Genomic DNA, 24,592 nt, shown 5'->3' with positions numbered 1-24,592 from the left:
GACATCCTCTGTAGCATTATGTGGTGAGCGCAATGGCGCATCATGACGTCCGCGATGTGAGTAAGGGTCTAGACATCGGCCTTGCAGCCAAGCCATCCCTCTCGCCCAGGCAGGGTGCCGCGCACCAGCCGCCCGGCGCCCAGCTGACTAGGGTCGGATGGTAACAGATCCCCCAGCGGCACAAAGCGGATGCCGCGCTCCCTGGCTTCGCTCAGCAGGGCATCGAACTGCTCCGCCATGACGATGCCTTCCACCTCGGCGTGAATGGTGTAGACGTGAGGCGCCACCTGCGGCGGGGTGCTGAGCCTGTCCAAGATGAAAGCGTTGAACTGCGCCGCCGTCACCTCGGGGCCGACCACTTCATCGAAGGTGGGCAGATTGACCGGGATCTGCGGCGTACCGAGCCGCCCGTCCTGCAGCAGGGGCCGAAACAGGCCGCTGCCGCGACAGTCGCTGTTGTAGCGAAAGCCGAAATGTTCCTTGGCCTGGGTGGTGAGCGGGTCTGCCCGCCAGCCGGCGGCGGCGGAGCAGTCCACCTCCCGTCCCAGGATCCGGTTGAGGGCATCCACCCCCAGCCTTGTCTGATGAATAAGCGTCGCTTCATCCCAGCGACCCGTATTGGCCTGCCAGCCGTGGTGATCCCAGGCGTGCAGGCCCACCTCGTGGCGGGCGCTGTCGGTATCGCGCATCAGGGAACCCAGCTGCTTGCCGATGGACTTGCCGGGCCAGGCGGTGCCGGCCAGCAGAATATCCAGCCCATAGAGGGATGCCGCGTTGGAGCGCAGCATCTTGAGCAGGAAGCGGGGCTTGAGCAGGCGCCACAGGTGGCGCCCCATGTTGTCGGGGCCCACGGAGAAGAAGAAGCTGGCCTTGATCTGATGCCGGTCGAGGGTTTGCAGCAAGCGGGGAACCCCGTCACGGGTCCCCCTGAAGGTATCAACGTCGATCCGCAGACCCACATCAATCATGCTCGACTCCCGTGCTGACCGCCCCTTGCAGGAAGAAGTCCAGGGTCTTGCCGATGGTCTCTTCCATTTCGATGGTCGGTTCCCAGTCGAGCAGGCGGCGGGCATTCTTGATGCTGGGACGGCGGTGGGAGACATCCTGATAGCCGTCACCGTAGAAGGACTTGCTCTCCACCATCTTGAAGCCAGCAAACGGCGGGAAGTGGTGGCGCAGCGGGTGTGCCTCGAACTTGCCGAGCAGCACTTCGGCCATCTGGAGGATGCTGGCTTCGTTGTCCGGGCTGCCGATGTTGATGATCTGGCCATCACAGCGGTTGCCCTTGTTCTCTATGATGCGGAACAGGGCCTCGATGCCGTCCTCTATGTCGGTGAAGCAGCGTTTCTGGGCGCCGCCATCCACCAGCTGGATCGGGGTGCCGTCCACCAGATTCAGGATCAGCTGGGTGATGGCGCGGGAGCTGCCGATGCGTGCTGAGTCCAGGCTGTCGAGGCGCGGTCCCATCCAGTTGAAGGGGCGGAACAGTGTGAAATTGAGCCCCTCTTTCTTGCCATAGGCCCAGATCACCCGATCCAGCAGCTGCTTGGAGACGGAGTAGATCCAGCGCTGCTTGTGGATGGGACCGACGATGAGGCGGGACTCGTCTTCATCGAAGCTGTGATCGTCGCACATCCCATACACCTCGGAGGTGGAGGGGAATATGATGCGCTTGTTGTACTTCACGCAGTAGCGGACGATCTTGAGGTTCTCTTCAAAATCGAGCTCGAACACGCGCAGCGGGTTGCGGGTGTACTCGATGGGGGTGGCGATGGCCACCAGCGGCAGGATCACGTCGCATTTCTTGATGTGATACTCGATCCACTCTGTGTGGATGCTGATGTCCCCTTCCACGAAATGGAAGTTGGGGTGGTCAATGAAGCGCTCGAGCGCGCTGGCGCCGATATCCAGCCCATAGACCTCGTAACGGCCGTCCATAAGCAGACGCTCGGTCAGGTGGTTGCCGATGAAGCCGTTGACCCCGAGGATCAGCACCCGGGTCAATCGCTCTTTGCGCAGGGCACTGCTGGCCTTGGGGCCGAGTCGCATGCCTGCTACCAGGCCCAGTTCACGGGCGAGCTGGGCGCCGCGCACATAGAGTCCCCCTTCCGCCTGACCGGCCACTATTTCCAATACGCCTTCACCACAGGCGATGCGCAGCGGATCCTGGCTGAGAATGGTGCCGGGCAGCATGTCGCTATCCTGGGCTATGTGGGTTGCCTTCCACACCGTCAGCTTGCGATCACCGGCGTAGCTGAAGGCGCCCGGATAGGGCTGGGTGACGGCACGGACCAGGTTGTAGAGTGTGTTGGCCGGGTTATCCCAGTGCAGCTCGCCATCAGCCGGGGTACGGCGGCCATAATAGCTGGCCTTGGACTCATCTTGTTGCGTCAGGGTGATCTTGCCTGCCAGTAATTTTGGCAGCTCGACATCGAGCAAGGTTTTGGCGGCGAGGCGTACCTTGCCATGCAGAGTCAGCGCCGTGTCGGCATCGTTTATCTCGACGGCCTGTTGGGCGACCATGTCACCGGCATCGGGCCGTACTGTCATCTGATGCAGTGTGATGCCAGTCTGGGTTTCACCATTGACCAGGCACCAGTTGATGGGCGCGCGGCCGCGATAGGCCGGCAGCAGGGAGCCATGGAGGTTGAAGGCGCCGGCGGTCGGGATATCCAGGATCGCCTGCTTGAGCATGTTGCGGTAATAAAAAGAGAAGAGGGCCTGAGGTGCCAGCTCCTTGATGCGCTCGACCCAGAGCGGGTGATTGACATCCTCGGGGGAGTAGACCGGCAGATCGTGCTCGGCGCAGAGCTGGGCTACCGAGCCGAAGAAGCGATTTTCGCTGGGGTCGTCCGCATGGGTGAAGACGGCCTGGATCTCGTAACCTGCCTCGAGCAGGGACTCGATACCGGTACAACCGATATCATGGTAAGCAAAGACGACAACTTTCATTATTCAGCTTCCTGTTGCGAAGGAGTGGAGGCGGTACGCACGACCTGATGGATGAAGTAGCGGGGACGGGCGCGCACGTCTGTGTACATGCGGCCTATGTATTCCCCCAGCAGACCCATGCCCAGCAGCTGTACGCCGACGAAGGTGAAGAGAATGGCAAAGAGCGTGAAGACGCCATCGGCAGCCCAATCTGCGCCCATCACGAAGCGCATCAGGATCAGCAGGATGGAGAAGGTAAAACCTATGCCCGCCACCACGCTGCCGACGATGCTGAGCAGACGCAACGGGGTGGTGGTCATGCAGGTGACCAGGTCGTACATCAGGTTGATGAGGTGCATCAGGCCGTATTTGGATTCGCCATGAGCCCGCTCGGCATGGCCGACTTCCAGCTCTATGGTGCGCCGGGCGAAGCTGTTGGCCAGGATGGGGATGAAGGTACTGCGCTCCTGGCAGCAGAGCATGGCGTCTATGATGTGGCGGCGGTAGGCCCGCAGCATGCAGCCGTAGTCGCTCATGTGCACGCCGGTGGCCTTTTGCACCGACTTGTTGATGAGTTTGGACGCCGTTTTGCGAAACCAGGAGTCCTGGCGATTGCGACGCACAGTGCCCACCACGTCATAGCCCTGCATGGCGGCCTCCACCAGCCGGGGTATCTCTTCCGGCGGGTTCTGCAGATCCGCATCCAGGGTGATCACCAGATCCCCCTTGGCGGTCTCGAAGCCGGCCATGATGGCGGCATGTTGGCCATAGTTGCGATTGAGCAACACCCCGACCAGCTTGCTGCCGTCTTTGGCGGCGGCCTCGCTGATGATCTCGGTGGAGCCGTCGTGGCTGCCGTCATCGATCAGGATCACCTCGTAATCCTGTGGCAGGAGCTCGCAGGCGGCCGTGACCCGGCTCAGCAGCACGGGCAGGCTGGCCTCCTCGTTGTAGACGGGGATGATCACCGAAACCAGCTTGATGTCTGTGTTGTTCACGTGTCGTTACTCCAATATGTCGATAAGGGCCGCGACCACGCGGTCAACGTCGGCCAGCGTCATGTCCGGGAAGAGTGGCAGGGTGCACAGGCGTGAGGAGTTCCACTCGGTATGGGGCAGGCTGAGGGTCGGGTAGCGCTCGCGGTAGTACTTCTGGGTGTGGGCGGCTCTAAAGTGCAGCCCTGTGCCTATGCCGCGCTCCTGCAGCGCCTGCATCAGCCGATCCCGGTCCAGACCGCAGCGCTCGGGGTCGACCCGCACCATGAACAGGTGCCAGGCGTGCAGATGTGAGTAGGCGGGCACGGCGAGCGGCATCAGCGGCAGGCCGGCCAGTTTTTCCTGATAGCGGGCCACCAGCTCGGCGCGTCTGGCATTGAGCTCGGGCAGGCGCGCCAGCTGCACCAGGGCGATGGCGGCGTTGATGTCGGCCAGGTTGTACTTGAAGCCCGGGGTGATCACTTCCGCCTGCGGCTTGCGGCCCAGGCTCATGCGATCGAAGGCATCCACCCCCAGCCCGTGAAACTTCAGCATGCGGGCCTTGTCTGCCAGCGCCTTGTCATCGGTCACCAGCATGCCCCCTTCGGCGCAGGTCAGGTTCTTGATGGCATGGAAGGAGAAGATGGCGGTGCCGGTGGCGCCAATCCAGCGCTCCCGATAGCGAGTGCCGACCGCGTGGGCCGCATCTTCGATGACGGGGATACCGTGCTGGCGTGCCAGGTCGAGGATAGGGTCAAGATCGACGGGGGCACCGGCGTAGTGGACCGGTATGATGGCTTTGGTCTTGGCGGTGATGAGCGGCGCTATCAGCTCTGCGCTGGTCATCAGTGTGTCTCTGTCCACGTCGACGAAAACAGGTTCGGCGCCGAGCAGGGTGATGATGTTGATGGTGGACACCCAGGTCTGTGACGGGGTGATCACCTCATCCCCCGGGCCTATCCCCAGCGCCATCAGGGTGACGTGCATGCCGGCGGTGGCAGAGCAGAGCGCAACCGCATGCTGGCAGCCGTATGTGTCACAGAATTGCTGTTCCAGCTCGTGATTCTTCGGACCGGTAGTGATCCAGCCCGATTTCAGCACCTCACAGACAGCACTTATCTCGGCGTCGCCGATGGCGGGCCTCGAAAATGGCAGAAAATCTTGCATAAGCGATCCAATAATGAATATTAATCAGTGCCCAGCAGGTGGGGCAGCCCTAAAAATGATGCTCAACATATCGTATATAAAAGCGGGCCTGCAATGGGCCAGAAACAGCTGGTAACAATTAACTCATGCTGTCATCTTATGTAATGTGGTAAATATTTATAACCCCCCAGATTCTTGTTTTTCCAAATTACATCATCTCTGACATTTTGGTTGTATCAATATGAATATTACTGTATTTGGAAGTGGCTACGTGGGCTTGGTCCAGGCCACAGTACTGGCCGATGTTGGCCACCAGGTTATCTGTGTCGATGTCGATGAACAGAAGGTGGCTGAATTGATGGCCGGCCAGGTTCCCATCTATGAACCCGGGCTGGAAGCCCTGCTTCAGCGCAATATCAAGAGCGGTGCCCTGGTGTTTACCACGGATGCCGTGCTGGCCGTCAAACACGGCGAGGTGCAATTTCTGGCGGTCGGTACGCCGCCCGGGGAAGATGGTTCCGCCGACCTCAGTCATGTGCTGACGGTGGCCGAAACCATAGCCCTGCATCGCGATACCCCCGTCGTCATAGTCAACAAGTCGACCGTGCCGGTGGGCACCGCCGACAAGGTGACGGCCAGGGTGAATGCCATCTTGCAGCAGCGAGATGTTTCCTTTGCCTTCGATGTGGTCTCCAACCCCGAATTTCTGAAAGAGGGCTCCGCCATTCAGGATTGCCTGCGGCCGGATCGCATCGTGGTCGGCACCAGCAACGAAGCCTCCCGCCAGCTGATGCGCGAGCTTTACGAACCGTTCAACCGTAACCATGACAGGATCCTGTTCATGGATGTGCGCAGCGCCGAGCTGACCAAGTACGCTGCCAACTGTATGCTGGCTACCAAAATAAGCTTCATCAACGAGATGGCCGGGCTTGCCGAGCGAGTCGGTGCCGACATCGAGATGGTGCGCCAGGGGATAGGGTCTGATCAGCGAATCGGCTATCAGTTCATCTACCCTGGTTGTGGCTATGGCGGCTCCTGTTTTCCCAAGGATGTCAAAGCCTTGCTGGCAACGGCCCAGGAACTGCAATATGACACGCCGCTGATCCGGGCGGTGGAACGGGTCAATGAGCAGCAAAAGTCGCGGCTCTACGAGCTGTTGTCCGGTTTCTTCAGCGCTCAGGGCGACTCGTTGGCGGGCAAGACCATCGCCCTGTGGGGGCTGGCGTTCAAGCCCAATACCGATGACATGCGCGAGGCGCCGAGCCGGGCCCTGATGGAGGCGTTGTGGCATGCGGGTGCGACCGTGCAGGCCTATGATCCCGAGGCTATGCAGGAGGCCCAGCACCTCTATGGCAACTGTGACAAGCTGCGGCTGATGGGCACCAAGGAGGCCGCCCTGTTCGGTGCGGATGCCCTGGTGATCTGCACCGAGTGGAACCACTTCAAGGCCCCCAACTTCGTCGCCATCAAGCAGGCGCTGACATGGCCGCTGATCGTGGATGGTCGCAACCTGTTTGATCCGGGTCGCATGAAGGAGCATGGTTTTCACTACTACGGCATTGGTCGTGGCGAGTCGGTAACGAAATAGGGGATGGGTGCGTTGACATGAGTCCTGTGTTGATATGGGAGAATTTTCTTGTCATATTTAGGTAATATTGTGATGAGATTCTCTTTTTATTTATTGTATTTACGATAGGGATTTTCCGCCTCGGCGGGAAACATGTGCATCCACTTATATTAGTGTGAATGACATCTATTTTTATTCGGTGTGATCCAGAGTGGTGCTTTATTCATTCAGAATTGAGCCTTGATCGCTGAATAGATCCCTCTGCTCAGGCACATGCTTTGCCCCAAATGGCCTGTCGATGATTCGGCGGGCCATTTTTATATCCAGTATAAAGGCCTGACCCCGGGCGGGAACTGTCAGGTTTGTTGCGCCATCATGCCAGTTGCGCTGGCAAGGCCCAGATTGGGATGGCAATCACCTGGCTATTCCGGTATATCGTCCATCGGTGCGCTGCTGAAGGTCGCTTTTGACACTATGTTGATGCTCTCGTGCAGTTCGCTGTAGACGATCACGGCCAGACCTTGCTTCAACTGCTGTCTGACCTCGTCGACCTTGTCAGCCAGGCTGACGTCATGCTCACCGTACTCGGTGCCTTCCCGCAGGACGAAGTGTTCGAGCAGGTTGTTGAGGGTATCGGAGTCCAAGTCTTGCCAGGGGATAATCATGGGGTCATCTTCAGTTACGAACGTGTGGATATTGTCTATCGGTTGTCAGCAAGCGCAAGGAGTTTATCGGGCTGCAAGCGGGTGTGACCATGCTGACTGATGAACAACGTCGCCTCTCCACTCGCTTTGATCACCATCTGTGCGAATCGCGCCGCCACGCTCTGAGCAAGGGGTTGTTCTGGTTCTGGGCCGTCAACCAGCTGGCACTCCTGTTCCTGCTTGCCCGTTTCTATGTCTATCAGGATGCCCATCTGGTGGTTGCCCGCATACTGCCCTGGCGTTATGAGATGCAGCTTACCCTGATGACCCTGGCCTGCCTGTTGTTTCCCCTGTGCTGGCGCTGGTTGTCGAGGCAGCCGCTGGCGCTCTGGCGGCCCTGCTTGTGCGTCGGGGCGCTGTTGTGGGGCCTTGCCTGGGCACTGTTTGGCTATGCCATCGCTCTGGTTGAGCTGAGGGGGGGCTTCAGTCTGGCGTTTGACCTTATCAGCTTGCTGCTGATGACAGCACTGATCGCCCTCTATTGCGAGGCGCGGCTGTTTTACTGTTTCAGCGTTCCGCCCTTGCTCTTTCTGTTGCTGGAAGCCCTGTTTGTCAGGGTGCCGTTTCCCATAGTGCACGGACTGGCGGTAGGCTGCCTCGTCATACTGCTGGAGACAGGGCGGCGCATGCTGAACGGCTGGTTCGTGCTGGCGGTCTCTCGGGAACACGAGAATCTGGCGCTGGCCCGTCAGCTCGATGGCATGGCCAAACAGGATCCCTTGACCGGCTTGGCCAATCGGCGCCATTTTACCAGGGTCAGCGAGCAGATCCTGGCCGAGGTGCGCCAGCAGCATGGTGACTTTGCCATCCTGCTGCTGGATGTGGATTTCTTCAAACGCTTCAATGACCACTACGGTCACCTGCAAGGGGATAACTGCCTGATTGCGGTGGCGGATTGCCTGCGTGAGGCGGTGCGACAGCGGGTCTATGTCGTGGCTCGCTATGGTGGGGAGGAGTTCGTGATCCTGCTGCCCGGCGCCGATGCCCTGCTCGCCGCATACATTGCCAGGCGGATCTCCGCCGCCCTGGCGGCCCGCGCCATTCCCCATGCGCAGTCAGAGGTCTCCCCCAATGTGACTGTGAGTCAGGGCATTGCCTTGTGGCGTGAAGATGAGTCGGTTGCCGACATGCTGGCACGAGCTGACGAGGCGCTCTATCGGGTCAAGGAAACGGGCCGCAACGGCTACCTGATAGCCCCCTGAGTCTGCTCCTGCAACCATTGGCTGATGCGCTCCTCCAGCCAGAAGCGGGGCCGCCAGGGCGTGCCGTGCAGGAAGCCCACATGGCCTCCCCGCCGGCTCAACTCGTAACGCACCATGGGTGAGAGTTGCTCCGGCCGCGGGATCACGGCATCTGTCATGAAGGGATCGTCGGCGGCATGGATCACCAGGGTAGGAATGGGGATGCGTGCCAGTAGCCCCAGACCCGAGCAGCTCTGGTAATAGTGGTCCGCACTGGCAAAGCCGTGCAGGGGGGCCGTGACCTGCTCGTCGAAGTCGCGCAGGGTAGTAATCGCTTGTACCTGCTGGGGCTGCCAGCGTTTGCCCGCCTCGGCCTGGCGACGGATCTTGCTTTGCAGGTTATGGCGTATGGTGCGCAGCAGATAGTTTTGGTACACCCGCGAGAATCCCTGATTGACCCGATCGGCGCAGCTGTCGAGCTGTAGCGGTGCCGAGATCACCACGGCTGCCTTCAATTCCTTCGGGCAGGCCCTCGCCAGCAGATTGACCAGCATGTTGCCCCCCAGTGAATAGCCGATGGCGATCATCGGCTTGCCGGGAAAACGCCGCCCCAGCTCGGCGATCAGCGCCTGTGCATCCTCGATGGCACCGGAGTGATAGGCCTGCAGCAGGCGGTTGGGTTCGCCGCTGCAGCCGCGAAAATGCATCAGTACCGCCTCGTCCCCCTGGCGCTGCAGATGGGCAAACAACCCTTTGGCATAGTGGGAGTGGATGCTCCCCTCCAGGCCGTGAAACAGCACTATCAGTGGCCGCTCCCCCTGGCTGATGTCACCGCTCCAGGCGAGATCGACGAAGTCCCCGTCTGTCAGTTCAAAACGTTCAGGCACGAAACGGGCGGGGGCTCGTCGCAACCACTTTGGCAATATGGTTTGCAGATGGGGATTGCGCGCCCACCAGGGGGCATGGAAGTGACTCTCTATGAGCATGATGGGGTCCGAAACAGGAATCAGGGCAATGAAAAGCACGGCGAGAAGGGCTGCTTCTCGCCGATTTGGGTCAGGCCAGCAGGCTGTCGTGGTGCTCGGCACCGCGCAACATGGCCTGGACCATTTCGTTGGCCTCAAACTTGGTCAGCGCCTCGTGGGCACCCACCTGATGGGCCCGTTCCACGCTGATCTCGCTGGAGAGCGAGGTGTGCAGGATGATGTAGGCACCCGCCAGCGTCGCATCGCTTTGCACCTCGAAGGCCAGTTCATAGCCGTCGAGTCCCGGCATCTCTATGTCGCTCACCAGGATATCTATGGGGGTCTTCTGGCTGGCGCGAGCCTGCATCAGGGCCAGCGCATCCTTGCCGTTGGTGCAGACTTCGTAGGGAATATTGATGTAGTCGAGGGCGGCCGTCAGCTGGCGGCGGGCGACGGAGGAGTCATCCACCAGCAGGATCCGCATCGGCTTGATCCGCTCCCGCTGCACATCGGTCAGCACCGGATAGAGGTGGCTGGGGTCGTCCGGGTAGACCCGTGACAGTATCAGTTCCACATCCAGCAACTGGATCAGCTGGTCGTTGACCCGGGTCACCCCGGTCACGAACACGTTATGGCCGAGAGCCGCGGGAGGGGACTCGATATCGCGCCAGTTGCACTCGGTGATCCTGTCGATGCCGCGCACCAAAAAGCCCACCAGGGTACGGCGACAGTCGGTGATGATGATGAAGCAGCTCGGCATTTCCTCCTTGCTGATAGGGCGATAACCCACCGCCATGGCCATGTCGATTACCGGGATTGTGGTGCCCCGCATGCTGGCGGCGCCGAGCACGGTCGGGTGCGAGTGCGGCATGGCCGTGAGCTGGGTGTAAGGCACTATCTCCTTCACCTTGAGGGTGCCGATGGCAAAGGATTGTTTGGCCGAGAGATGAAACAGCAACATGCCCTGGGATTGGTTGGCCTTGCTTTTCATGGCAGATGTCCTGTGAGTCAAAACGGTATCAGTCAATTCAGGCCCCTAGCATAAAGGATTATAGGCGAAATGGCCCTCCCGTTATTAGCGACCGCGCGCCGTAAAACTGGACTCATTTCACCCATTTATTCACCTTGCTGACCCTATGGCGTGTCTGTGCGGGTCATGGCAATCAGGGGCGATCAGGCGGGTACTTGCTGGTCCAGGCTGGCGCCAAGCCAGTGCTGACACGCTTGGGCGAGAGCCTCTTCGTCCCGGTAGCCGAGCTTGGCTATCACCTGTTCCCGTTTGCTGCCGCTTTTGAGCAGGCGCACAGCTTGCAGCAGCTGCCACTGGGCGCTCAGGGCATCGGCCGCTAGGCCCGGATCTGTCATGCCTCGCTGGGAGAGGCACGCCTGCCAGGCGGCGTCACTGCCCGTTTGCTGGCCTGCCAGTGCCCGCCAGGCGCCTTGCAGCATCTGGTCACCATGCTGCGCGAGCGGGCAGGACTGAAGCTCGTCGAGCATCACCTGTAGGCGATAACCATAGGCCCCTTGCCAGTCGCGTGGGCGTTGCCACTGAGTCAGGCTGTCGAACAGGGCATCAAGTAGCTGTGTCGGGTGCAACCAGCCTGCCTGTGCAGGTTGGGCAACCCGCGGGGAACAAGTCAGCAAATCATAATGGCAGCCTGCCAGCGGGCTGAAGGCGGCGAGGGCATCGGCGCAGAGCCAGAAACTGTTGCCCGCTGTCAGCAGCAATTCATGCTGGCCGAGTCGCAGCAGCGCCCCGCCCCGGGTTATTCGCAGCAACTGGCCCAGTGGCGCGCGTTTGCGGCCGCCAACCTGCAGGTGAGGGGAGGAAAAATGCTGACATTCGATGGCGTGATGCATGTAAAAACCCTGATATGATGCTGCCTGGAGGTAACAAAAATGGAAACCAGACGTAAAAAACGCTTCATTGCCGGCGCTGTGTGCCCAGCATGCGGCAAAATGGACACCATGATGCTGTATATGGAGCATGGAGTCGAGAAGGTGACCTGTGTCGACTGCGGGGATACCCAGGTGCAGACGCAGGCCGAGGTGGACAAGCTAACCCGAGAGACCGAACAGGTCATAGGGGTGTTTCGTCCCGAGTGAGGTTATCAGCAGTACCAGAAAAGGGGCGTAAGTCAGGCTCATCCCGTTTCGCAGTGATGACTTTTTCATCATGACGCAGGGGGTCCGACCATATGCTTGGCCACCTTTTTGAGGTATTCTGAGCCCGTTTTTTTCTATCCGCAGGATCCCTGACATGAAAGTAGCTCCCCTGAGCGTGGTTACGCTGGAATACACAGTCACTGACGAACATGGTGAAGTCATCGACACCACTGTCGGTAAAGAGCCTCTGGTGTATCTGCACGGTACCCGTTATCTGGTCTCCGGCCTCGAAGCCGAGCTGGAAGGCCGTAGCGTGGGCGAGGCGTTCGACCTTACTCTGGCACCGAGCCAGGCCTATGGCGAATACGACGAAACCCTGGTGCAAGAAGTACCTGGCGAGTTGTTTGACGGCATGGAAGTGTCTGAAGGGGATACTTTTGTGGCCGAGACTGACGATGGTCACCGTCCGGTTACCGTCATTGAAGTGTCCGAAGCGTTCGTCAAGGTGGATGGCAACCATCCGCTGGCTGGCGTGACCCTGGGCTTCAAGGTCGAGATCAAGGACGTCCGTGCTGCCACTGCCGAAGAGCTGGCTCACGGCCATGTTCACGGTGCCGGTGGTTGCGGTCACGATCATGGTCACGACCATGACCACGATCACGGCCATGAGCACGGTGGTTGCTGCGGTGGTGGCCATGGTCACGATCACGGTCATGACCACGGCGATGAGCAGGGTCATGGCGGTTGCTGTGGCGGCGGCGGTTGCGGTGGCAAGGGTCACCAGCACTGATCTGTGCCCCGGGCTTGGCCCGATAAAAAAACCCGCGTTTATCGCGGGTTTTTCTATGGTGCAGAGACAACCGCTCAGTAGTGCGGGGGCGGCGTCTCTTCGGCCATGCTGGCAATCTGGCTAGGTTGTACGCTTTGCAGTTTATCTACCAGCAGCTGGATCTGGTGCTTGAGTCGATCCAGCTCACGGCCCTGGGTGGTGACCTCGTCGTTGAGCTGTTCCACCGTGTATTCGGCAAAGGCGAGACGGCTTTCCAGGGTTTCGATGCGATCGTTAAGTTGCTGACTCATGGGCCTTTAGGTCCTTACTTGATAGTCCAGATTTCGGCCAGACCACTGGAGCTGGCGCTGACAAGGTGGCTATTGTCGCGCAAAGCCACGCCGTAGACCACTGCACTCGGCGGTTTCACCTTGGGATGGGGCGAGACGCGCCAGCTTTGCAGCTGGGTGCCATCGCTCACCTGCCACAGGGAGAGCTGGCGGGAGGGGGCGCCCGTGATGAGCCATTTGCCGTCGTTGGCGAAGCGGGCACTGGTGTAGACCTCGAAGCGGTGCGCGAACTGCAAGCGGCTCACCTCCTTGCCTGTCTTGAGATCCCAGATGCTGGCCTGACGGCTGTCGGCTGTGAAGGCGAAACGGCCCTGGGGATCGAGCCTTGCCATTACCACCCGACCGGCGTGGTTGAAACGCCATACCACCTGACCTGAGCGGGTATCCCACAGATAGGCGCTGTAGTCGTTGCCGCCGGTGAGGGCGTAGCGACCATTGGCGGAGAGATCCACCGTATTGACCTGCTCGGTGTGGCCGAGAAATTGCAGCCGGCGGCCGCTCTGGGTATCGACCACCTCCGCCTTGCCATCTTCACGCCCGATCAGCACCTGGCGACCATTGGCCGACAGCGCTATGTCTCTCAGTTTGGATTCAGGTAGCGAATAGTAGCCTTGGGACTGGCCATCTTGCAGGCGCCAGATGGCGAAGGTATCCAGGGTAGCGGTCACCGCATGACTGTTGTCTGCCGAGAAACGGGTCACTATGGGGACATTGTCCGGATTGTCGGACTGACGCCAGCGCCAGCGCTCCTTGCCCTGTTCCAGGTCCCACACGACTGTGCCCTGGTCCAGACTGGAGACGACGGCCTGTTTGCCGTCACTGGCAAGGTCCGCACTCATCAGTCCCTGGCTGTCGAGGATGACTTGCTGGCCCGGCTGGGAGCTCTGCTCGCAACCGGTCAGTATCAGACAAATACCGATGAGATAAATGGCACTTTTTATCATTTTTCCTGTCTCATGCTTTCGTTACCTGCGATCACGGCGTTAGTATAAAGCGCTTATCACGATAAACCTCTCATTTCACGAAGGAACCGAGAGCGGTATTTAGAGTTTTGGAGAAACTGATGAACAATTTTCTGAAGGTGTCCCTGTTGGCTGCGGCGGTTGCCGTGAGTCTGACTGCTTGCCAAAAAGATGAGAAGCCGGCTGCGAACAACGCAGAGGTCAAGGCAGAAGCCAGCAAGCCGGCAGAGGCCCCCAAGGCTGATGCCAAGAGCTTTGAAGAGCAATCCGGCTATGCAATTGGCCTCTCCATGGGTCGTTATATCGCCAATACCCTGGAACGTCAGCAGGAACTCGGCATCAAACTGGACAACAGCGTCATCCTCAAGGGGGTGACCGATGGTCTGGGTAAAGAAGCCAGCATGACTGACGAGGAGATCCAGAAGGTTCTGCAGCAGTACGATGCCAAGATCAACGAGTTGACCAAGGCCAAGGCTGACAAGGATGCCGTGGATAACCAGAAGAAGGGTGAAGAGTACCTGACTGCCAACGCCAAGAAAGAAGGTGTGAAGAGCACCGAATCAGGTCTGCAGTATCTGGTCGAGAAGATGGGTGACGGCGCCAAGCCTAAAGCCACTGACATCGTCAAGGTTCACTATACAGGTACCCTGACCGACGGCACCAAGTTCGACAGCTCCGTTGATCGCGGTGAGCCCGCTACCTTCCCGCTCAACCAGGTTATCCCTGGCTGGACCGAAGGCGTGCAGCTGATGCCGGTCGGTTCCAAGTTCAAGTTCTTCCTGCCGTCCAAGCTGGCTTATGGCGAGCACGGTGCAGGTTCCATCCCGGCCAATGCCGTGCTGGTGTTCGATGTTGAGCTGCTGGCGATTGAGAAGCCGGCTGCTGATGGCGACAACGCCAAGAAGTAAGCGCCCATCGTTGAAAAAAACGGCTCCTTAGGGAGCCGTTTTTACTTGTATCTCCCTGCGAATGGCGGGATAAAAGAGAGGCCGCGCCAGCTGTGGTAACATGGCGGGCAAGACCTGAAATAGACAACGAAATCAATCGCAAGGATGGCTCCCGTGGCTGAAAGCAAACCTCGAGTCCTGTTGGTGGAAGATACCCGCAGTCTGGCGGTGGTTTATGAACAGTATCTAGCCCAGGATGGCTATGAGGTGCTGTTGGCCGATTGTGGTCAGCAGGCGTTGGCGCAGCTGCTGACCAGCCCGCCACCTGTGGTACTGCTCGACCTTGAACTGCCCGACATGTCCGGCATGGACATTTTACAGCAGATCACCGAACAGCAGCTGCCCTGTTCCGTGGTGGTGATCACCGCCCACGGCTCCGTGGATGTGGCGGTGGAGGCGATGCGCCTCGGTGCCTTCGACTTCCTGACCAAACCGTTCGATGGCAAGCGGCTCTGTGCCACTGCCCGCAATGCCCTGAAACATCAGCAACTGAGTTCGCTGGTGGCCCAGTATCGGGAAAATTTCGAACGCAGCTCGTTCGCCGGCTTTATCGGTGCCTCCATGCCGATGCAAGCCGTCTATCGCATCATAGAGAGCGCGGCGCCAAGCAAGGCGACCGTCTTCATCACGGGGGAGAGCGGCACCGGCAAGGAGGTATGCGCAGAGGCCATTCACCAGTGCAGCCCCCGCAGCGAGCAACCCTTCATAGCGCTCAACTGCGCCGCCATTCCCCATGACCTGATGGAGAGCGAGATCTTCGGTCACGTCAAGGGCTCCTTCACCGGCGCCCAGGGGGATCGCAAGGGGGCGGCCAGTCTGGCTGATGGCGGTACCCTGTTCCTGGACGAGATCTGCGAGATGGATCTCGACCTGCAGAGCAAGCTGCTGCGCTTCATCCAGACCGGCACCCTGCAACGGGTCGGCAGCGGCAAGCTGGAGACGGTGGATGTGCGCTTCGTCTGCGCCACCAACCGGGATCCGCTGGTGGAGGTGAAGGCGGGGCGTTTTCGTGAAGATCTTTACTACCGCCTGCACGTGATCCCGCTGAGCCTGCCACCGCTGCGCGAGCGTGGCGAGGATATACTGCTGCTGGCGCGTAACCTGTTGCAGAGCTACGCAAAGGAAGAGAACAAGCGCTTCAAGGATTTCGATGTGGAGGCGGCGCGGGTGCTGCTCGATTACCCCTGGCCTGGCAACGTGCGCGAGCTGCAAAACGTGGTGCGCAACATAGTGGTGCTCAACGACAGAGAGCTGGTGAGTCCTGACATCTTGCCACCGCCGCTGAATGGCAGTCGGGGTAGCATGCTGGCCGCAACAGCGCCGCTGGCCGCGGCTGGCAGTGCCACCTTGCCTTCTTTCAACGCGCCGATACGCCCGCTCTGGCTGGTGGAAAAAGAGACCATAGAGCAGGCTATCGCCAGCTGTGACGGCAATATCCCCAAGGCAGCGGCACTGCTGGAGATCAGTCCCTCCACCATCTATCGCAAAAAGCAGGGCTGGGAAGAGACGAGCCTGGTCTGAAGCAGGTGTCGGGATGGCATCCGTCATCTTGGGCAGATGAGCTTGTGCGCAGGGCGGCCAACTGGCCGCCCTGCTGCTTTGTTAGAGGCTGTTTGCTAGAGCTTGGCCAGCTGCTTGAGTCTGGCCAGTCGCTCCGCCTCGTTGGCCTTGAACCAGCGATCCTGTGACAGCAGAAACCAGGCGCGGGAGAAGTATTCGGGCGCAGCCGGATCGTCCAGCACCAATGCATTCTCCCCCAGCTCCTCGAACAGATAGCCATCCTCCGGCTCGCCGGCCTCTGCCATCTCCTCCTGCAGCTGTTTCAGCTCGGCCAGCGCCTGCTCGTGCAACCCCTGTGCCCGGGTCAATCGCGCCAGACTCCAGCGGGCGATGAAGGCCTTGGCCGTATTGTTATGTTGTTCGTGCCAGGCCAGACACTTTTGCTGGAATACTCTGGCTTCATCAAAGCGTCCCAGCTCGAACAGGGTCCAGCCCTGATTGTTGTAGAGGCTGGCGAGCCAACCGCGCACCTTTTCATCCTGACTGCGTTCCGCCAGCTCCATGGCCAGCTGATGCCAGCGGCTCTGTTCCTCCAGTGGCGCGGCTATGGCTATCATGTGTGCGGCATCGATGGCCAGATAGCGCTCCTTGCTCTTGAGCCCCCACTGCCAGGCTTGTTCGAACAGGGTTCTGGCTGTGGCTTTGTCGCCGGCGGAGTTGAAGGTGCGGCCGCGCTCCAGCAGGGCGCGAAGGCGGGCTCGCGGGGTGGCATCGGTGAGGCGGGGTTCTATCTCGTCGAGCAGCTGGTGGGCCTCGGCAAACTGGCGCAGCAGGGAATGGGTGCGGGCGATCTGGGTCAGCAACTCCAGCTCGAGTTGCAGGTCGGCAGCAGCACGCGCCTCGGGAAGAAGTGCATGAAAACGCAGGGCACTGGCGGCGGGATCCTGATAATTCCACTGCGCCATGAAATCGGGTGACTTGTCCATCTGGCCTCCTTGCCGGTGATATTGTCACCAATATGCCTACGGGCCATTGTTTGTACAAGGGACGCCCGTCACAGAGCGCCCCTTGAGTCATGTCAACGCCAGCGGCCAGCCGGTCAGTAAACCATGGCAAGGCTCATCAGCATCAGGCCGAGGGCGGCGAAGGCACCTTCCTTGATGGCCAGACGCGGCACCAGCGCCTTGGGCAGGGCCGGAAACAGGGTCAGGGCAAAACCAAGCCCGGGCATCAGCCAGTGAAAGGTCGGGCTGCGCAGGGCGGGATCGGCGGCGCCGTTGATCACTATGAGCAGGATGAACAGAGTGAAGGCGGGCAGGATAAACCAGCGTGCACTGCCAGCGGCGACGGCTCGCAGCGGAGAGATGCGATAGAGCACCAGGGTCACGATAAACAGCACCAGGGGTGCAAGCAGATAGAAGGGGGCCGGGTTCATGGCAAGTCTCCAGACGACAAGAGGCGGGATTTAATCAGTCGGAAGGGAAGATGACCAGCATGCTGCCCCCAGCCTGTGAAGAGGATCCCAGGTAAAGGTTTGCGCGCTCAGTGCAACCCTAGCCAGGCAGCGGCAAAGCCAACCCAGCTCAGCAGCAACAGGATCCAGGGCAGAGGATGCTGGCGGGAGACCTCGACAAGCTCAATGTCGCCCTCCTCCTCATGTCCGGCTTGCGGCTGCTGTTTTGCCTTGGTTTGCAACTTCTTCTGGCGACTGGCCTCGCGAGCCCGCGCCTTCATCTGCTTCTTGTATTCGTCTATGCCTTTCTGGATCCCCTGGGCGATCAGCTGGGTCTGTTCTTTGGTCTGTCCCGGCTTCTGGTTGGCGCGAGCAATTTTCTGCGCCTCTTGCTGGGTCTCGGGGGAAATCTTGTCGTATTTGGCCATCAAACATTCTCCTCGGCATCGATGGGCGGGGAGTATGCCATAAAAACGGCGCCCTCAGGCGCCGTTGCAATAGCGTGTGAGCCTGATCAGGGCTTGAAGTAGGTCACGGTCGCATAGGGCAGCGGATTGAGGGTACCCTGGGACTCGGCATACTCCATGAACATCTCGTTCTCACCGACGCCGGAATCGACATAGTCACCCTTGTTGGGCAGCTCTTCGCGCTTGAGCAGGCCGTTGTAGCCATCCTTGCCGGAGGCGATATAGGTGTTGGCACCGACACGGTACACCTTGTCGTCGTCCAGCGGCTGCCACTGGCCATTGGCGTCCAGCAGCTCCAGCTTGGTGATGCGGGAACCCTTGGCCAGTTTGCCGTCATAGGTGTAGCTCAGGTGGCCGACGTACGGGAAAGCACCACTGGAGGCACCAATCCCCGTCTCGTGGCCGATGGAATAGTCAACAGCGTACTCCAGGGTGGCGCGCACGTCCTTACCCTTGAGGTTGAAGGCAGCGATCTTGTTGCCAAACGGCAGCAAGGTGCCCATCACGTAACCGACGGAGAGCGGGCCCGCGTTCACATCGGCGCGCACACCACCGGCGTTCTGGATGGTGAAGTCGACCTTGGTATTGAGTTTGTTGAGCTTCCAGTAGAGGGATTCGGCTACCAGAGGATCGATCAGACCCGCGCCATCCGGGGTGGCCGGCACGCGCACATGGGGCAACTTGGTCGGCACCTCGGCGATGATCTTGGCCTCGAGCTCGGCCACGGCCGGTTTGTACTCTGTGTCGATCACATCGCGCATGGCGGTGTTCTCCGGCACGATTTCGATGACGGGTGACTTGGTAATGAAGTCGACCACATTGGTCTGCTCGCTGCCGCTCAGGGGCTCTTTCTTCTTGGCCACGTCCTTGGTGAAATCGTCGCCCGTCATCAGGGTATTGCGCCCCTCACACTTGGTGATCTGGCCTTCCTTGCTCAGGGAGACGTTGACCAGGCCATAGCCTTTGGCCCATTCACCGGCCTGCACGATACAGGTCTTGCCACCGTCCGGATTGCCGACCAGCTGGGCATAGGTGTTGTCGTCGTCCGGATTCTGGTTGTGGGCCGTGTAGCCTATGGTGTTGATCTCGTTGATGTCGCCGAGGAAGGTCTGGGAGTGACCGCCGACAATCAGGTCGATACCGTTGACCGCCTTGGCGACGGCCTGGTCATTTTGCAAACCGATATGGGTGACCATGATGATCTTGTTGGCGCCTTTTGACTTGAGGGTGTCGACCATTTTCTGGGCGGTTTCAATCATCGGCAGGAATTGGGTATCGGTATCCGGTGAAGAGATATCATGCATATTTTCCAGCACCAGCCCGAAAATACCCACGCTCTCGCCATTTATTTCTTTAATGACATATTCATGAATATTTTCACTGTCTTTCAGAGTGGCGCTACTGGATTTCACCATGTTGGAAGCCAATACAGGGAAATTCACCCGTGAGACGAAATCTTTAATGGCCTGATTGCCCAAATCAAATTCGTGGTTGCCCAGCACCATGGCATCGATACCCATGTCGGAGAGCAGGCGAGACTCCTCTTCCCCCTTGAACTGGGTGAAGTAGAGAGTGCCCTGGAAGGCATCACCACCGTTGAGCACCATAAAGTTGCGGCCTTCATTGGCGGCCTGGCTGCGCAGCTCGTCCAGCTTGAACTTCAGACGGGGATAGCCGCCCAGTTTGGCGTAGAATTTGAACAGCTCCTGGCCGGTGGGCTGGATGGCCAGCGCATTTTCGGTCGGGTCGAGGTGGGCGTGGGTATCATTGATATGGGCAATGGTCAGATCCAGCGGAATATGCTCCTTGCTGCTGTTTTCTGAATTGCAGGCGGTCAGCCCGAGCAGAGTAATAGAGACGGTGACGGCCAGTAACGTCTTCTTCATTGGTAATAATCCTCTTGTTGTTATTGTCCTGTATATCGTTCCTGTATGACAGGAGTGTGGCGATTCTAGGCAAAAAGCAGTAATTGGAAATAAAGAGAGCTGATTCCTTTGAGCTACTGCACATTAATAAAGCAAACAAACGTTTGCCAGATTGTTTAACGCCATTGCCACAGACTAATGACAAGTTTCACATTGTTGCATCGGCACCCGAGCGTCGCTGAGGGATCATGCCGCTTGATAGGGGTCTGTCTGCTCCGGCACCGGGGCGGGCAGCAGCCGCAGGAACTGGGCCGGGGTGAGCGGACGGCCATAGAGGTAGCCTTGCAGGTAGTTGACGTTGCGCTCTGTCAGGAAGTCAGCCTGCTCCTGGGTTTCGACCCCTTCGGCGACGGTTTCCAGTCCCAGCCGGGTGGCCAGACTGATGGTGCTGTCAAGAATATGACGAGAGAGGGCATTGGTGCCTATCATGGCGACGAAGCTCTGGTCGATCTTGAGGTAGTCCACGTGAAACTGTTGCAGATAGGTGAGGCTGGAGTGGCCTGTGCCAAAGTCGTCCAGACCTATCTTGACCCCCATCTGGCGCAGCTCGCCGAATAGCTGGTCGGTCAGTTGGCAGGGGGTGATCAGTTCCCGCTCGGTCAGCTCCAGCACCAGCGTGACCGGATTGCTGGCGAAGGCAGCCAGGAATCGGCGGCAGTCGTCGATCAGGCTCATCTCTTGGCAGTGCTGGGCACAGATGTTGAAACCGAAGTGAAAGCTGGGCGGCAGTTGCGCCACATGGGGGGCAAACTCCAGACGAACCTGCTGCATCAGGGTCTGGGTCATCAGTATGATGAGGCCGCTCTCCTCCGCCAGCGGGATGAAGAGATCCGGCCGGATCAACCCCTGACGATGGTGCTGCCAGCGCATCAGCACCTCGCAGCCATGGAGCTGACCGCTCTTGCTGTAAACGATGGGTTGCAGGTAGGGAATGAACTCCTGCTTGATGATGGCGCGCTTGAGCTCCTGGGTCGGGGTGGAGATATGGCTCCACCAGCGATAGGTGGCAAGGCCGGCCAGCCCGCCCAGAGTCAGGATCAAGATGATGACGGTGCTCTGCTTTTTCAGCGTGAGCAGCAACACGGCTTCCAGCGGGAATCCCTGATTGAGGCTGTAGCCGAATACCGTCGAACTGAGCGGGTAGTTGAACCCCCGAAAAACAGGGGCGATACCGTTGTGGATCCGGCCTTTGATATCGAGCCACTGCTCACCTATCTGCACCCAGCTGTTGGGCCCGCCAAGTCGCCATTGCAGCGGTTTGCTCAGGTGGTAGGGGTTGATGGCAACCACTACCCCATGATCGCCTTCGCTCAGGCGATAGAACAGCAGCGAGGGCTTGAGTCCGAGCCGGGTGACGGCTTTGAGCTTGAGCTGCTGGTGCTGGCCGTTTTGCAGCTCATCTTTCAGGTTGATCTCGTCGAAGATGGAAGAGCAGTAGAGGCGACCATGGCGTGAGAGGTTGACCGAGCGTACATAGGGGGAGGTGGCAACCAGTACTCTCAGCTCGCGGGCAACCTCGTGACAGGGGCGGCCCACCAGCGGCAGTGCGGCCCGGGCCGCCTGGGTAGAGTGGTAGAGGGCGCTGTCTATCTGCACCATGGCACGCTCGGCGGCATTTTGCGCCTGCTGGCGGGTCATGGACCAGGTCTGCCAATAGAGAGTGGCGAGGGAAACCAGGATCAGGGTTGCGCAGCACAGCAGGCTGGCCAGCAAACGAGGCATGTTGCCGCTACGCAGAAAAGAGAGAGCCATGAACCACGCCTCGGTGAACGGAAATTGAACAAAAAAAGGGCGGTCATACTACACAATCACGAACCATTCTCATAGCGACCATATTGAGGGGCTGTGGCTGGACTTGCAGGGGAGGGGGTTGGAGAGGGCACGCAGGGAGTTAAAAATAACAGAGGCGGCCTTGGGCCGCCTCTGTAGTCTTCGCAGGATAAAGAGCGTTTACAGCTGCTCGATACCGACAATGTGCCAGGGTGCATTGTCCTTGGCCAGGTTACGCTCGAGGTGCCACACCTCTTTGATGTCTTCCTCGACCTGCTCCTGACGGTCCATGTAACGGCCGCTGAAGCGTACGCTGACCTGGGCCCAGTCGCTGCCGTAGTCGGCACGCACCAGCTGGGTATCCACATACATGACTTCGGTATGCTGCTCGCCGGTCAGCTCTGCGCGTTCGGCTTTGAGCTGTTCGAACAACTCAGGGCTCACATACTCACGCACTTTTTCCAAGTCGTTTGCGTTCCAGGCTTCTTGCAGAGTGCGATAGTGATCGCGTGCACCGGACAGGAAACTGTTCATGTCAAAACCTGGCGGCAGACGGAACGGCACGTCGCTGTCGGCAAAGCCGGTCGCTTGCGGCGCACTGCTGCTCTGTTCGAACTGCTGCGGCGCAGCCGATGGCGGCTGATAGCCGGCGTAGGCCGTCTGTGGTTGAGGCGAGGGGGCCTTGCTCTTGCGCATGGCGCGGAACAGGAAGACGGCGCCCAACGCCAGCAGCGCGATCAGCAGCATGTCCATGCCTTGCAGACCTTCGAAGGCGCCGCTACCCAGCAGGTAAGCGAACAGACCACCGGCCAGCAGGCCGCCGAGCAGGCCGCCCATCATGCCGCCTTTCTTCGGTGCGGCCTGAGCCCCGACCGCCGGGTTCTTGGTGTCGACGGGTTTGGCCGCCGGTTGAGCCGGAGCTGTTTTGTAGCTCTTGCCAAAGGATTTACCGCCGCCAAATTTCTTGGCCTCGGCAATGGGTGCCCCCAGGCCAATGGCCAGGATCACGGCAAACAGGGTCAGCATCTTTTTCATTTTGACTCTTTTCACTCTCATCAGTGGATGGGGACATGGTCTGCTTTAGCAAGCTCAGCGAGGTGCATGACAGGCTGCCTGTCCCTCGTTGTAGTGCAGCTTGCGGCTATGATTAACATCGTTGGCATGAATTATTCATGAACAGATTACACCCCATTCCGGGGCAATCAGAGGAGAGAATGGCAATGAAAAATCGACGACCGAGCCGCAAGGAGCGCAAGCTGCGCAACAAAACGAGAGCCAAGCAGCAGGATCAGACCCTGGTCTGGCCCTTCATCATGGTATGAGACAGCGGCATATTTCATCAGCAAGCGGCGCCATTGACCATCAGGAGGGCGCTTGTGTCAGACAGAAGTGAATAGCGTGCATTAGCACTCGCGATGGCGGGGTTTCTTTTGTAAAATTCCCGTCCCCTTCCCGCTGCGGTTTTTATGTGTATGGCAGAGCAAGTGACGGCGAAAAAAGACGCCAAGACACAACAGCTGAAAGTTCCTCCCCACTCTTTTGAGGCCGAACAGTCCGTACTGGGCGGCCTGATGCTGGATAACGAGGCCTGGGATCGGGTTGCCGAACGGGTGATCGACAAGGATTTCTACAGCCGCCCTCACCGGCTGATCTTCCAGGCTATGACCCGCCTCTCCAATGCGGGCAATCCTATCGATCTCATCACGCTGCAAGAGGAGCTGGAGCGCTCGGAGCAGCTGGAGGAGTCCGGTGGTTTCGCCTATCTGGTGGAGATCGCCAAGAACACCCCGAGTGCCGCCAACATCAATGCCTACGCCGAGATAGTGCGTGAGCGGGCGGTCGTGCGGGAGATGATCTCGGTCGCCAACGAGATAGTCGAAGCAGGCTACGAGCCGCAGGGGCGCACCTCGGGCGATCTGCTCGATCTGGCCGAGAGCAAGGTGTTCCAGATCGCCGAACAGCGTACCAGTGCCAACGAGGGGCCGCAGCCGCTCAAGCTGATCCTCGAGCAGACGGTCGACAAGATTGAAGAGCTGTTCAAGACCCCCCACAACGGGGTGACCGGGGTGTCGAGCGGTTATGGGGATCTGGACAAGATGACCGCCGGTCTGCAGCGCTCGGATCTGATTATCGTGGCGGCCCGTCCCTCCATGGGCAAGACCACCTTTGCCATGAACCTGTGCGAGCACGCGGCACTCACCGCCGAGAAACCGGTACTCATCTTCTCGCTGGAGATGCCCTCCGAGCAGATCATCATGCGTATGCTCGCCTCGGTCGGGCGCATCGACCAGACCAAGGTGCGTACCGGTCAGCTTGACGACGAGGATTGGGCACGCCTCTCCTCCACCATGGGATTGCTGCTCGAGAAGGGCAAGATGTATATCGATGACGCCTCCGGCCTCACCCCGACCGACGTGCGCTCCCGCGCGCGCCGTATCGCCCGTGAGCACGGCGGCCTCTCCATGATCATGATCGACTACCTGCAGCTGATGCGAGTGCCCGCGCTCTCCGACAACCGGACCCTGGAGATAGGTGAAATCTCCCGCTCCCTCAAGGCGCTGGCAAAAGAGTTGCAGTGCCCTGTGGTGGCGCTCTCCCAGCTAAACCGAAGCCTGGAACAGCGTGCGGACAAGCGCCCGGTCAACTCGGATCTGCGGGAGTCCGGCTCCATCGAGCAGGATGCGGATTTGATCATGTTTATCTACCGTGATGAGGTGTATCACGATGACAGTCCCGACAAGGGGATTGCCGAGATCATCATCGGCAAGCAGCGTAATGGCCCCATCGGAAGAGTGCGACTCACTTTCCAGGGGCAGTTCTCCCGGTTCGATAATTACGCCGGTCCGGCGTTTGATGATGATTACTAAGCAGGGGT

General features: G+C 59.4%; 23 protein-coding genes. 7 read left to right on the top strand and 16 right to left on the bottom strand.

Annotated features, from left to right (window positions below; genetic code table 11):
• Window positions 1-68: 68 nt before the first annotated feature.
• From arnD to arnB, 4 genes are read right to left on the bottom strand one after another with little or no spacing between them, the layout of a single operon-like run.
• Window positions 69-968, bottom strand: coding sequence for a 4-deoxy-4-formamido-L-arabinose-phosphoundecaprenol deformylase (gene arnD, locus GWQ29_RS13155; RefSeq protein ID WP_275919603.1), 900 nt, complete (start codon window positions 966-968; stop codon window positions 69-71).
• Window positions 961-2,952 (bottom strand): bifunctional UDP-4-amino-4-deoxy-L-arabinose formyltransferase/UDP-glucuronic acid oxidase ArnA, encoded by a 1,992-nt coding sequence (gene arnA, locus GWQ29_RS13150; RefSeq protein ID WP_265422150.1) that lies wholly within the window; start codon window positions 2,950-2,952, stop codon window positions 961-963. The genes arnD and arnA overlap by 8 nt, the downstream gene beginning before the upstream one ends.
• Entirely contained in the window at window positions 2,952-3,929 is a 978-nt protein-coding gene (gene arnC / locus GWQ29_RS13145; protein ID WP_265462351.1) for an undecaprenyl-phosphate 4-deoxy-4-formamido-L-arabinose transferase, read from the bottom strand. The genes arnA and arnC overlap by 1 nt, the downstream gene beginning before the upstream one ends.
• Before the next feature lie 6 nt (window positions 3,930-3,935).
• Window positions 3,936-5,072 (bottom strand): UDP-4-amino-4-deoxy-L-arabinose aminotransferase, encoded by a 1,137-nt coding sequence (gene arnB, locus GWQ29_RS13140; RefSeq protein ID WP_265462350.1) that lies wholly within the window; start codon window positions 5,070-5,072, stop codon window positions 3,936-3,938.
• 220 nt (window positions 5,073-5,292) lie between these two features.
• On the opposite strand from arnB, the gene GWQ29_RS13135 reads away from it, so the two are divergent.
• Window positions 5,293-6,639 (top strand): UDP-glucose/GDP-mannose dehydrogenase family protein, encoded by a 1,347-nt coding sequence (locus tag GWQ29_RS13135; RefSeq protein WP_275919602.1) that lies wholly within the window; start codon window positions 5,293-5,295, stop codon window positions 6,637-6,639.
• A gap of 401 nt (window positions 6,640-7,040) precedes the next feature.
• On the opposite strand, the gene GWQ29_RS13130 is transcribed toward GWQ29_RS13135, so the two are convergent.
• Window positions 7,041-7,283, bottom strand: coding sequence for a YheU family protein (locus GWQ29_RS13130; protein WP_021138320.1), 243 nt, complete (start codon window positions 7,281-7,283; stop codon window positions 7,041-7,043).
• Between the two features lie 89 nt (window positions 7,284-7,372).
• On the opposite strand from GWQ29_RS13130, the gene GWQ29_RS13125 reads away from it, so the two are divergent.
• A complete protein-coding gene (locus GWQ29_RS13125; protein ID WP_275919601.1) occupies window positions 7,373-8,524 on the top strand; it encodes a membrane-associated sensor domain-containing protein in 1,152 nt (383 codons plus the stop codon).
• Here GWQ29_RS13125 and GWQ29_RS13120 read toward each other — a convergent pair.
• From GWQ29_RS13120 to GWQ29_RS13110, 3 genes are all read right to left on the bottom strand, one after another.
• A complete protein-coding gene (locus tag GWQ29_RS13120; RefSeq protein WP_275919600.1) occupies window positions 8,506-9,489 on the bottom strand; it encodes a hydrolase in 984 nt (327 codons plus the stop codon). The two genes, GWQ29_RS13125 and GWQ29_RS13120, sit on opposite strands and share 19 nt — an antisense overlap.
• A gap of 70 nt (window positions 9,490-9,559) precedes the next feature.
• A complete protein-coding gene (locus GWQ29_RS13115; RefSeq protein ID WP_275919599.1) occupies window positions 9,560-10,459 on the bottom strand; it encodes a chemotaxis protein in 900 nt (299 codons plus the stop codon).
• A 182-nt stretch (window positions 10,460-10,641) separates the two neighbouring features.
• Window positions 10,642-11,328, bottom strand: coding sequence for a hypothetical protein (locus tag GWQ29_RS13110; RefSeq protein ID WP_275919598.1), 687 nt, complete (start codon window positions 11,326-11,328; stop codon window positions 10,642-10,644).
• A gap of 39 nt (window positions 11,329-11,367) precedes the next feature.
• On the opposite strand from GWQ29_RS13110, the gene GWQ29_RS13105 reads away from it, so the two are divergent.
• Window positions 11,368-11,574 carry a YheV family putative zinc ribbon protein gene (locus GWQ29_RS13105; protein WP_034523471.1) on the top strand — a complete coding sequence of 69 codons (207 nt, stop codon included), beginning with the start codon at window positions 11,368-11,370 and terminating at the stop codon, window positions 11,572-11,574.
• 154 nt (window positions 11,575-11,728) lie between these two features.
• Window positions 11,729-12,364: a peptidylprolyl isomerase gene (locus GWQ29_RS13100; protein ID WP_021138314.1), complete on the top strand. Its 636-nt coding sequence runs from the start codon at window positions 11,729-11,731 to the stop codon at window positions 12,362-12,364.
• A 74-nt stretch (window positions 12,365-12,438) separates the two neighbouring features.
• On the opposite strand, the gene GWQ29_RS13095 is transcribed toward GWQ29_RS13100, so the two are convergent.
• Together GWQ29_RS13095 and GWQ29_RS13090 are read right to left on the bottom strand one after the other, a co-directional pair.
• Entirely contained in the window at window positions 12,439-12,654 is a 216-nt protein-coding gene (locus GWQ29_RS13095) for a SlyX family protein (RefSeq protein WP_005311800.1), read from the bottom strand.
• A gap of 14 nt (window positions 12,655-12,668) precedes the next feature.
• Window positions 12,669-13,637: a hypothetical protein gene (locus GWQ29_RS13090; RefSeq protein ID WP_275919597.1), complete on the bottom strand. Its 969-nt coding sequence runs from the start codon at window positions 13,635-13,637 to the stop codon at window positions 12,669-12,671.
• A 119-nt stretch (window positions 13,638-13,756) separates the two neighbouring features.
• Between GWQ29_RS13090 and fkpA the strand changes: the two genes are divergently transcribed.
• A complete protein-coding gene (gene fkpA, locus GWQ29_RS13085) occupies window positions 13,757-14,563 on the top strand; it encodes an FKBP-type peptidyl-prolyl cis-trans isomerase (protein ID WP_011899028.1) in 807 nt (268 codons plus the stop codon).
• Between the two features lie 153 nt (window positions 14,564-14,716).
• On the top strand, window positions 14,717-16,123 hold the full coding sequence (locus GWQ29_RS13080) for a sigma-54 dependent transcriptional regulator (protein ID WP_159165698.1): 1,407 nt from the start codon (window positions 14,717-14,719) through the stop codon (window positions 16,121-16,123).
• 95 nt (window positions 16,124-16,218) lie between these two features.
• Here the strand turns inward: GWQ29_RS13080 and GWQ29_RS13075 are convergent, their stop codons facing one another.
• From GWQ29_RS13075 to GWQ29_RS13050, 6 genes are all read right to left on the bottom strand, one after another.
• A complete protein-coding gene (locus GWQ29_RS13075) occupies window positions 16,219-17,088 on the bottom strand; it encodes a tetratricopeptide repeat protein (RefSeq protein WP_275919596.1) in 870 nt (289 codons plus the stop codon).
• Between the two features lie 113 nt (window positions 17,089-17,201).
• Window positions 17,202-17,537 carry a hypothetical protein gene (locus GWQ29_RS13070; RefSeq protein ID WP_265422142.1) on the bottom strand — a complete coding sequence of 112 codons (336 nt, stop codon included), beginning with the start codon at window positions 17,535-17,537 and terminating at the stop codon, window positions 17,202-17,204.
• 107 nt (window positions 17,538-17,644) lie between these two features.
• Window positions 17,645-17,983 (bottom strand): DUF2956 domain-containing protein, encoded by a 339-nt coding sequence (locus GWQ29_RS13065; protein ID WP_021140907.1) that lies wholly within the window; start codon window positions 17,981-17,983, stop codon window positions 17,645-17,647.
• A gap of 86 nt (window positions 17,984-18,069) precedes the next feature.
• The gene (locus GWQ29_RS13060) at window positions 18,070-19,908 is read right to left on the bottom strand and encodes a 5'-nucleotidase C-terminal domain-containing protein (RefSeq protein ID WP_113721962.1); all 1,839 of its coding nucleotides are present in this window, start codon (window positions 19,906-19,908) and stop codon (window positions 18,070-18,072) included.
• A gap of 225 nt (window positions 19,909-20,133) precedes the next feature.
• A complete protein-coding gene (locus GWQ29_RS13055) occupies window positions 20,134-21,699 on the bottom strand; it encodes an EAL domain-containing protein (protein WP_159165702.1) in 1,566 nt (521 codons plus the stop codon).
• Window positions 21,700-21,897: 198 nt separating this feature from the next.
• Window positions 21,898-22,752, bottom strand: a complete 855-nt coding sequence (locus GWQ29_RS13050) for a TIM44-like domain-containing protein (protein WP_021140910.1) — start codon at window positions 22,750-22,752, stop codon at window positions 21,898-21,900.
• Between the two features lie 437 nt (window positions 22,753-23,189).
• Between GWQ29_RS13050 and dnaB the strand changes: the two genes are divergently transcribed.
• The gene (dnaB, locus tag GWQ29_RS13045; protein WP_021140911.1) at window positions 23,190-24,584 is read left to right on the top strand and encodes a replicative DNA helicase; all 1,395 of its coding nucleotides are present in this window, start codon (window positions 23,190-23,192) and stop codon (window positions 24,582-24,584) included.
• The last annotated feature ends 8 nt before the right edge of the window (window positions 24,585-24,592 follow it).

Origin of the sequence: Aeromonas sp. 2HA2, from assembly GCF_029237345.1 — a bacterium.
Taxonomy (GTDB): domain Bacteria; phylum Pseudomonadota; class Gammaproteobacteria; order Enterobacterales; family Aeromonadaceae; genus Aeromonas; species Aeromonas salmonicida.
Note: the sequence above shows the minus strand (reverse complement) of the source record. Positions and strands in the feature narration are given on the sequence as shown.